At 45.4% G+C, this 8,356-nt stretch carries 4 protein-coding genes; 3 read left to right on the forward strand and 1 reads right to left on the reverse strand.

All coding sequences use genetic code 11. The annotated features are described in order from the left end of the window. Positions 1-858: 858 nt before the first annotated feature. From B2906_RS07595 to B2906_RS07605, 3 genes are all read left to right on the forward strand, one after another. Positions 859-2,550: a TlpA family protein disulfide reductase gene (locus B2906_RS07595; protein ID WP_286936868.1), complete on the forward strand. Its 1,692-nt coding sequence runs from the start codon at positions 859-861 to the stop codon at positions 2,548-2,550. Then, on the forward strand, positions 2,547-5,750 hold the full coding sequence (locus B2906_RS07600; RefSeq protein WP_144604359.1) for a SusC/RagA family TonB-linked outer membrane protein: 3,204 nt from the start codon (positions 2,547-2,549) through the stop codon (positions 5,748-5,750). Before B2906_RS07595 ends, B2906_RS07600 begins: the two co-directional genes overlap by 4 nt. 238 nt (positions 5,751-5,988) lie before the next feature. Further along, on the forward strand, positions 5,989-7,347 hold the full coding sequence (locus B2906_RS07605) for a RagB/SusD family nutrient uptake outer membrane protein (RefSeq protein WP_286936896.1): 1,359 nt from the start codon (positions 5,989-5,991) through the stop codon (positions 7,345-7,347). Between the two features lie 42 nt (positions 7,348-7,389). On the opposite strand, the gene B2906_RS07610 is transcribed toward B2906_RS07605, so the two are convergent. Next, positions 7,390-7,677 carry a DUF6520 family protein gene (locus tag B2906_RS07610; protein WP_219958097.1) on the reverse strand — a complete coding sequence of 96 codons (288 nt, stop codon included), beginning with the start codon at positions 7,675-7,677 and terminating at the stop codon, positions 7,390-7,392. Positions 7,678-8,356 lie beyond the last annotated feature (679 nt).

Consider the following 8,356-nt stretch of genomic DNA (forward strand, 5'->3'; position numbering starts at 1 on the left):
TTACTTCCTTTTCTGTTGCAGACAGTAGCCTGTAGGATCCACAGGTTGGGAGAGTATGCTCTTCTGGTAAGCGGGTCATTGTGTTCTCTTCCTATTACACATTATCTATTACCAGAGGAGCTCGGCATCACCGCGATTGATCGCCTTTTTCCCCTAAAACCAAAGAACCCTATTTGAACCTATTTTTTCTCCCTGATTGCTTCCCAAGGGGCTTGTATTACCCAAGGGGACTACTACCGATGATCAGGGAGTGACGTTATCCGTGATTGGTATAGTTATATCGTGGAATTGTCATGGAAATACAGTAGAAATACCATAGAAATATAGCCAGCTAGCTGGCTGAAATAGACTCCTACTTTGAAGCTATTATTTCGCGAACGAAGAGAGCGTATTTCACAAAGAGTATTTCGCTGAAAGCATATTTCTAAAACCATCGAGCCTAATTAATATTGGCTCTTCGGACCACGAAAAAGATTTCTATTACGGTAAATTTAGATAAGCCTTCCGCTGCAGAGGATTTTTGCTTATCACATTTAATCAATTTCTAATCAAGACCGACTGACCCGGATGATGATCTGGACTCAGGATAGGAGAGGTCTGTCTTCGTCATTGCGCCTGCCCGCTGGGGCGGGAGGGGAAAGACACTCGACGAAGGAGAGTGTATGGACAGCTTGTCCCGAAGAAATTCGGGAGTGACGTGTCCGGATTGTGAGACTGCTTCGCTTCGTTCCTCCGCTCGCAGTGACGTACCCAATTGTGAGACTGCCGCGTCGCCCTATGGGGCTCCTCGCAGTGACGTCTCTGGTCTTCGTCTCCCGTCTTCCAGCATCCCTCATCGGTCATCTAAAATCCAAAACAATGAACAAACTTCTATACACCTTCTTCCTAGGCTATATGCTCCTATATGGAGGAAATCTTTTGAGTCAGCGGAAAGTTGCCGATTCACCCCCGGGAAATGGTCTTGTTGATGCCAGTTCCCTCCAATCAGGGCGGGAGGAGTACAGCACTCCCGCCCAAAAGGTGGAGGAGAACACCACCCTCATCTATGGGGAAATCATCAATCCGGATTCGCTCAGTCCACTTTCCCTTAAGATTATCCCTTACTACATTTCTCCCAGAACGACTTTCCTCCAAGAGGAACTTATGCTGAGTCCGGTGAAAGGCGAATTCTATGATGGGGTGATGAATCCAAGAACAAAAAAGTTTGAAACGCAGATTTTACTTTCCGACCGACCTGGATACCTTTCCCTTTTCTTGGGCAACCGCCCGCTTCTGGAAGACTATCTGGTCTTACCCGGTGATAGCATCAAACTGAAGCTGGACCTCAGTAGAAATGCCATAATATTTGCAGGCAAAAACCAAGACTTCTATGAAGCCCAATTTGCTCTGAAACGCCTGGACCAGCAGCGGGAATTTGATTCCCCCAGACAACTCATTATCCCGGAAACCAGCAGTTTGCTTACTCGGACCGGAAGCCAGGAGAAGATCGACTATTTCAGGGGGAGATTCGGTGCCGAACTCCTGATCCTTAAACCCGGTAAAGAAAGCCTCCATTACCTGATTGGGCAGGCCGACCAAGCTGTGGACATCCTGAAACCCAAACTAGAAATATTGGACTTCTATCAGCCCAAACTGAGCCCTAAGAACTGGGACCTCCTCCGTGCCGAAGTTTATGGCAACTTCTACTACAGTATCCTGTCCACCTTCCGAAAATTCCACTATCCCTATGTGGAGCATAAATTCAGTGCGAAGGACCGAGAACACTATAGACAGCGCTTGACTGATCTGCTGACCCAGCTAAGGAATCTGGAATTTGATTCCCAATCCAAGCTGATTTCTGCCGCTTTTCTGGATTTGGAACTAGAAAGATTGATACTGAATGCCCTTTGGGAAAACAGATCCTTTCTCGAGCTGGTACAGGAAAACCATTCCGGGGAACTGGCAGACCGCCTGCAGGCAGCTTACCTGTCCAATTACCTCGCTTCCCATACCGAACAAGAAGAGATCCTTCTCAACTACCTCTCAAAAACCGAATCGAGTCCATGGAAGGACCGGATCGAAAACCTCAAACGGGCAACCATCCCCGGCGAACCCATCGAGGAAGCCCAGTTGATCAGTCTTTCCGGAGATACGGTTTTTGTTTCAGAGCTACCCGATCAGCCGACCTTGGTCTATTTCTATTTCTCTACCTGCGGTCACAGTGCCAGCTACTTTAAAAACTACCTGTTCCCACTCTATCAGGAGCTAGAGGCTGAGGGGATCAAACTGATAGCCATATCAGTAGATGAGGATTCTGATCTGTGGAAAGAACGAATCTCCAAGTACTCGGATCCTTCCATCCCTAATTTCAATCTCAGGGGAATTTCCAAAGAACGATGGAAGGAGCTCTATGAAATTACCTCCTTTCCCCGGGTAATGTTGCTGGATAGAGATTCAAGGATTCTCTCTTTTGACATCAAACCCTTGGGGGAAACGAAGGAAGAACTCCTTCAGGAATTCCGGAAAAAATTTAACGATGAATTATCCACTAATACCAATACCAGTTTATGAAATCTAACCTTACCCACACACTGACTCTCCTGGTGGCTTTGTTCCTGATTTTTGGCAGGGCCATGGCCCAGGAAAAAGAACGAGAAATCCAGGGAAACACCCTGGATGCCAAGGATCTATCCCCTTTACCGGGAGTCAATCTGATTCTAAAAGGAACTACGGTCGGGACCGTATCGGATGATGAGGGGAAATTTACGCTCCCTATTCCTAATGGGGAAGCCATCCTATTAGTCAGCTACATCGGCTATCAGAGCCGAGAAATTCTCCTTGGGGAAAACCAAACAACTTTGAATATCCTGCTGGAAAGTTTGGACTTAAACCTGCAGGAAGTCACGGTGGTTTCCACGGGCTTTCAGGAGCTCCCGCTTTCCCGATCTACCGGTTCATTTGTGGGATTAGATCAGGATCTGGTGGACCGGAGAGTCTCGACCAACCTGATCGACCGATTGGAAGACCTGACTCCCGGTTTGATCTTTAACAGAGATATCAGTGGCCGGGAATCGGGAGAAAGTATTTCCATTCGGGGAACGGCTACCTTGATATCATCGGCTGAGCCCCTGATAGTGGTCGATAATCTGGCTTATGACGGCCCCCTTTCCAGTATCAATCCAAATGATGTAGCCAGTATTACCGTTTTGAAGGATGCAGCAGCTGCTTCGATTTGGGGAGCTAGAGCAGGGAATGGGGTGATTGTGATTACCACCAAAAAGGGTTCGTTCAATAAGCCCATACAGGTCAATTTCACTTCCAACCTGACTACCTTCCAGCGAGCCGATCCCTTCTACGATCCTAAAATGTCCATCAATTCCCTGATCGACAAACAATCCGAGTTGTATGAAAACGGAGCATTTGGCAGTCTGATCAGAAACCGAAGAAATCCCGTAATTCCTCCACTAGCCGAAACCCTTTACGCCTTTGAGCAGGGACAGATTTCAGCCCAGGAGCGAGATGCCGCCCTTGAGCAGTTCCGCAATGCAGATATCAGAAGAGACATCGACCAATATCTGACCCGTCCTGCCAGCCAGCAACAGCATGCACTCAATGTGAGTGGGGGAGGAACCAATCACAATTATCAGGTGAGTATAGGGTATGACAAAAACCTGAGTTCGGAAATAGCCTCCGATTTTTCAAGATTGACCCTTTCTACCCAGCAAAGCTGGAAACTGGCCAAAGATAAATTTAGGATTCAGACCGGGGCCTATTGGGTACAAAGCGATTCCTATAATGGCATGCCTCAGGTTGCAGGGCTCTACCCATATGAAAGACTGCTTGACGGTGAAGGTAATCCACAGGAAGTTTACAGAGATTACAGCATTCGTTTTAAAAATTCTGTCAAAGACTTACTTCCACTGTCCTGGGCATATGTCCCCATGGAAGAGATAGGAAAAAGTAGCACTGTCAACAGATCCCAAGACCTCCGACTCTTTGCCACGGCAAATTATCAACTAACAAAAGGACTGGAATGGTCAACCAATTACCAATATTGGACTAATAGGAATCAAAACACGACCCATAATTCCCCCGATTCCTATGCAGCCCGCCATTTGATCAATTCTTTTGCCCAGCCGGTGGGAAATGGGGAATTGGAATTGCCCATTCCGCTGGGCGGAACCCTGGATCAGCGGATTTCGGATTCCTATAGTCATACCCTCCGGACCCAGGTCAATTACCAAAAAAACTGGACGAATCACCGTCTGAACGTATTTGGAGGAGGAGAACTGAAGGATTTTCAGTCTGAATTGTATGGCAATACCTCTTATGGATATTTCGCAGAAAATGGTTCCTCGCTTCCGGTTGATTACCTCACACGTTTTGTCAACCAAGGCTCCAGCCTTTCCAGAAATATTCCATTTACAGAGGAATTCGGAGGAAGGGTCAACCGTTTTGTGTCAGGTTTTGCCAACTTGGGGTATTCCTATAAGGATAAATATTTGATCAATGGCAGTTTTCGAATGGATGCATCCAATCTTTTTGGTGTAAATACCAATCAGAAGTCGGTTCCGCTTTGGTCAGCAGGGATGGGCTGGATCCTATCGGAAGAAAATTTTATGGCATCAAGCCAATGGGTGGATTTTGCCAAACTTCGACTCAGTTATGGTTTTAACGGAAATACCAATCCCAATGCAACGGCAGTTTCTACTGCTAGAAGGTTTGTGGCCGCCCAAAACCTGATTACACGCCGGCCATTTTTGGGAGTGGAAACACCACCCAACCCTGAGCTTCGATGGGAGCGGATCAAAATTATCAATGCAGGATTGGATTTTGAATTCCTTGCTTCGAGGGTTGCGGGATCGGTAGAATACTACCAGAAAAAGGGACTGGACCTTTTGGGAAATATCCCCATTTTTATTTCCTCGGGGTTTACTTCGGCTACTCTCAATTATGCTTCAACCCTGACCAAAGGCTGGGATCTGGTTTTGAATACAGTCAACAGTAAGGGGGCCTTTCAATGGGAAACCAATTTCTTTCACAGCATTTTAAAAGATCAGGTGATTGAGGTGGATAATTTACCGACTGCCAATCAGCTGATCAATTATACACCCGCATTGCCTACTCCAGCCGTAGGAAGACCATTGTTTTCTATTTACAGTTTTGAATTTGCGGGTTTGGACCCCAATGACGGAGCTCCCCTGGGAATTTTAGACGGAGAGCCAAGTCGGGAGTATGCGGCTATTTATGCCGAAGCAACCCCTGAAAATATCCAATTTCACGGGGCTGGAAGGCCAACCCAGTTTGGTTCTTTCAGAAATACCCTGGGCTATAAAGGATTCAGTCTATCGGCCAATATTACCTACCGTTTGGGCTACTTTGTCAAAAGAGCAGGAGTGGATTACGTAGACATTAATCGGGGAGGCTTTGGTCACGCGGATTATGAGAGAAGATGGAGGCAGCCAGGGGACGAGCGTACCACAGAAGTTCCTGCAGACCCGGGAACAGTCAACCCTTTGATGAACGGATTTTATCTCAGCAGTGGGGCTTTGGTGGAAAAAGGAGATCACATCCGCTTTCAGGATATCCGGTTGGCTTATTCCTGGAATGCACAAAAATCCTCTTTATTGGGCTTGAATGGTCTGGAAACTTATCTCTATATCAATAATCTTGGAATACTTTGGAAAGCCAGCAAAGTTCTTCCGGATCCTGATTTTCAAACAGTTCAAAATTTAAGATCTATTGCTGTGGGGATGAGGGCCTCCTTCTGATAGCATGCCCTGGGGTAAAAGGGAAATGGATAAAGCTTTTCTCTTTCATCTCCCCGGTTTATGGTTTAGCCACCCCCGGGCTTTTTCTCAAACTTGGTCATAATACATATTTACTCATGATATCGAGCACGACGAGAACGACACATACTTAGGTGCCCCGATGTATCGGGGAAACTGTGCGACCTGCCTGACGCAGGCAGGGATTCCAAGTGACCTTTAAAAAACAAATAATAAACAGATGAAAAAATTACATATCTTATTCGTTGGATTCCTGATCCTGGGGATTCAATCCTGTTCGGAATTTTTGGACAGCAAACCCAACCGAAATTTGGTGATTCCTGAGAGCCTGGATGATTTTCAACAAATGTTGGATGCTGAGCAAAGAGGGCTCAATACCTACCATATTAATGGACTGTTCAGCTCCGATGATATCTACTTTAGCGAAGGTTTATTAAATCTTCTCAGTTTTAGTCAATCAGCCCATTATTTCTGGGAACCTGAACCCTTTCTTCCTGATGAATGGGAGCCGGGATTTGCCTTTTCCTACCGAAAGGTACTCTATGCCAATCTGGTACTGGAGGGGCTTGAAAAGTATCAGCCTTCCAATGAAGTTGAACGAAAGCGGATTCAGGAACTGGGAGCTGCTGCAAGATTCTTTCGGGCCTTGGGGCATTATGAGGTATTGATGCATTTTGCTCCTCCTTTTGACCCCAGCCAGAATGAACAGCAGGGGATTCCCATCCGCTTGACTTCTGACATCAATGTAAAAAACAGAAGATCTACAATGCGGGAATGTTTTGAACAGATCATCAGGGATTTGGAATATGGCTTAGCCTATTTACCAGCTAAGGCTGAAATTCCTACCCGTCCCTCACTTTGGGCCAACAATGCATTTCTGGGAAGAGTCTATTTGAGTATGCTGGATTATGAAAATGCCTATACCTATTCCAAAGCGGCTTTAACCATTGATAATTCACTGATGGATTTCAAGAACTTAGGTTCTTCTCTTCCTTACTCTTTTGAAATCTTTAATAAGGAAGTAATTTTTTATCAAAAACATCTTACCGCCCGCCATACGACCAACGGGGGTAGTTATGTGAATCCAGATCTGATCAAACTTTATGAAAATGGGGATTTAAGGAAAACTTTATTCTTTAGCCAGTCTTCCGGTTCGGGACTGTTTAATTTTAAAGGAAACTATACCGGGGATTTCTATCATTTTGGTGGAATCGCAGTAGATGAGGTGGTCCTGAATTTGGCAGAGAGTGCGGTTAGAATTGGAAAGCAGTCTGAGGCCCTTTCACAGTTGAATTATTTATTGGAACATCGTTTTGATAAAGATTTTGAACCGATCGCTGATGTGTCGGGAAGCAACTTGCTCAAAAAAATAATCGAGGAAAGGAGAAAGGAGCTGGTTTTTAGAGGAAACCGTTGGTTGGACTTAAAAAGATTCAATCTTTATTCCGATATCAGGGTGACTTTGGAACGGAAATTTAACCAAAGAAAAGAGACTTTGCCTCCCAATGATCCCCGATATGCCTTTTTGATTCCTCCCGCAGAGATTAACTTGAATCCTATGCAACAAAATTCCAGATAAAAAGAGGGAGGAACTCCCCACTGGAAAGTTCCTCCCTGAATTTTAAGGATGAGCCAACGGAAGAGATCCGTTTTTGATAAACTCACCTTGTTCTACCTGAGAAGAAGTAACCATAGGTTCCTCAAATGAACAGGTTTGTTGAACGGACTGATTACACTCATAGGTATTGGGACCAGGAGTGATGTCAGTAAGATCATACCAGATTTCGGTACCTGGTGCTGGATCTTCTGCATAGCGAACTTCCGGATTATGGGCGAAATTCATCGCCATGGCTAAAGTTGCCCCCAGCACCAAAGCCAGTGCTGGAAGCAGTTTTGAAAGTTTATTCATCGTTTTGGACCCTTTTTTAACGCATCAAAAAGGGACAAACCGTTTTGGTTGTTTGCCTACTCTGACAAGGGTTTTCGGCATCTCCCTGGAGGAGGTTCACCGGTATTGGCTTGTCTCTCACCCAAACCATCGAGAGAAATGAACTTCCGTATTTTAACTATATTTATCTCACTTTTTGCAGCCTTACTTGCAGGTTTTCAGGCTGCCGGGCCAGCCTCCACAGCTGGCCCTCTTTTTCCTCTAACCTTTGAGGTTTTCCAAACCTCGAAGGTTTCATGAACAGAACACCCAAGTAAACCGGGTCAATCTATCAGTCTCTGCATCAGGCCCTTGAGTTCTCCCTGCTTAGTCAATCTGATTGTGATTGGAAAAGAAACTTAAAAAAGAAAATTGAAAATCACCTAAGCCATTTGGCGCATTTGAAAAATAGTTGGGCCAAAATGTGCCATTTGGCGCGTTTTTAACAAAAAATTTTAGCTGGAGTAGTAGAAAATCCTCCGAGGATTAGGATCTGCTTTCTTTCACAACAAAAATTTGGATCATCCAAAAGTTCCCATTTATTCCTTTGCTTAATGGTAGGTCAGAACCTGCTCCCCTCCTAGAGGAGGGGCTGGGGGAGGTCGAAACCCACAATGCGGATATTTTTTAGGAATAATGCAATACCAATATTCGTAAGGGC

Origin of the sequence: Algoriphagus sp. UBA3586 (assembly GCF_002376385.1) — a bacterium.
GTDB classification, from domain to species: domain Bacteria; phylum Bacteroidota; class Bacteroidia; order Cytophagales; family Cyclobacteriaceae; genus Algoriphagus; species Algoriphagus ornithinivorans.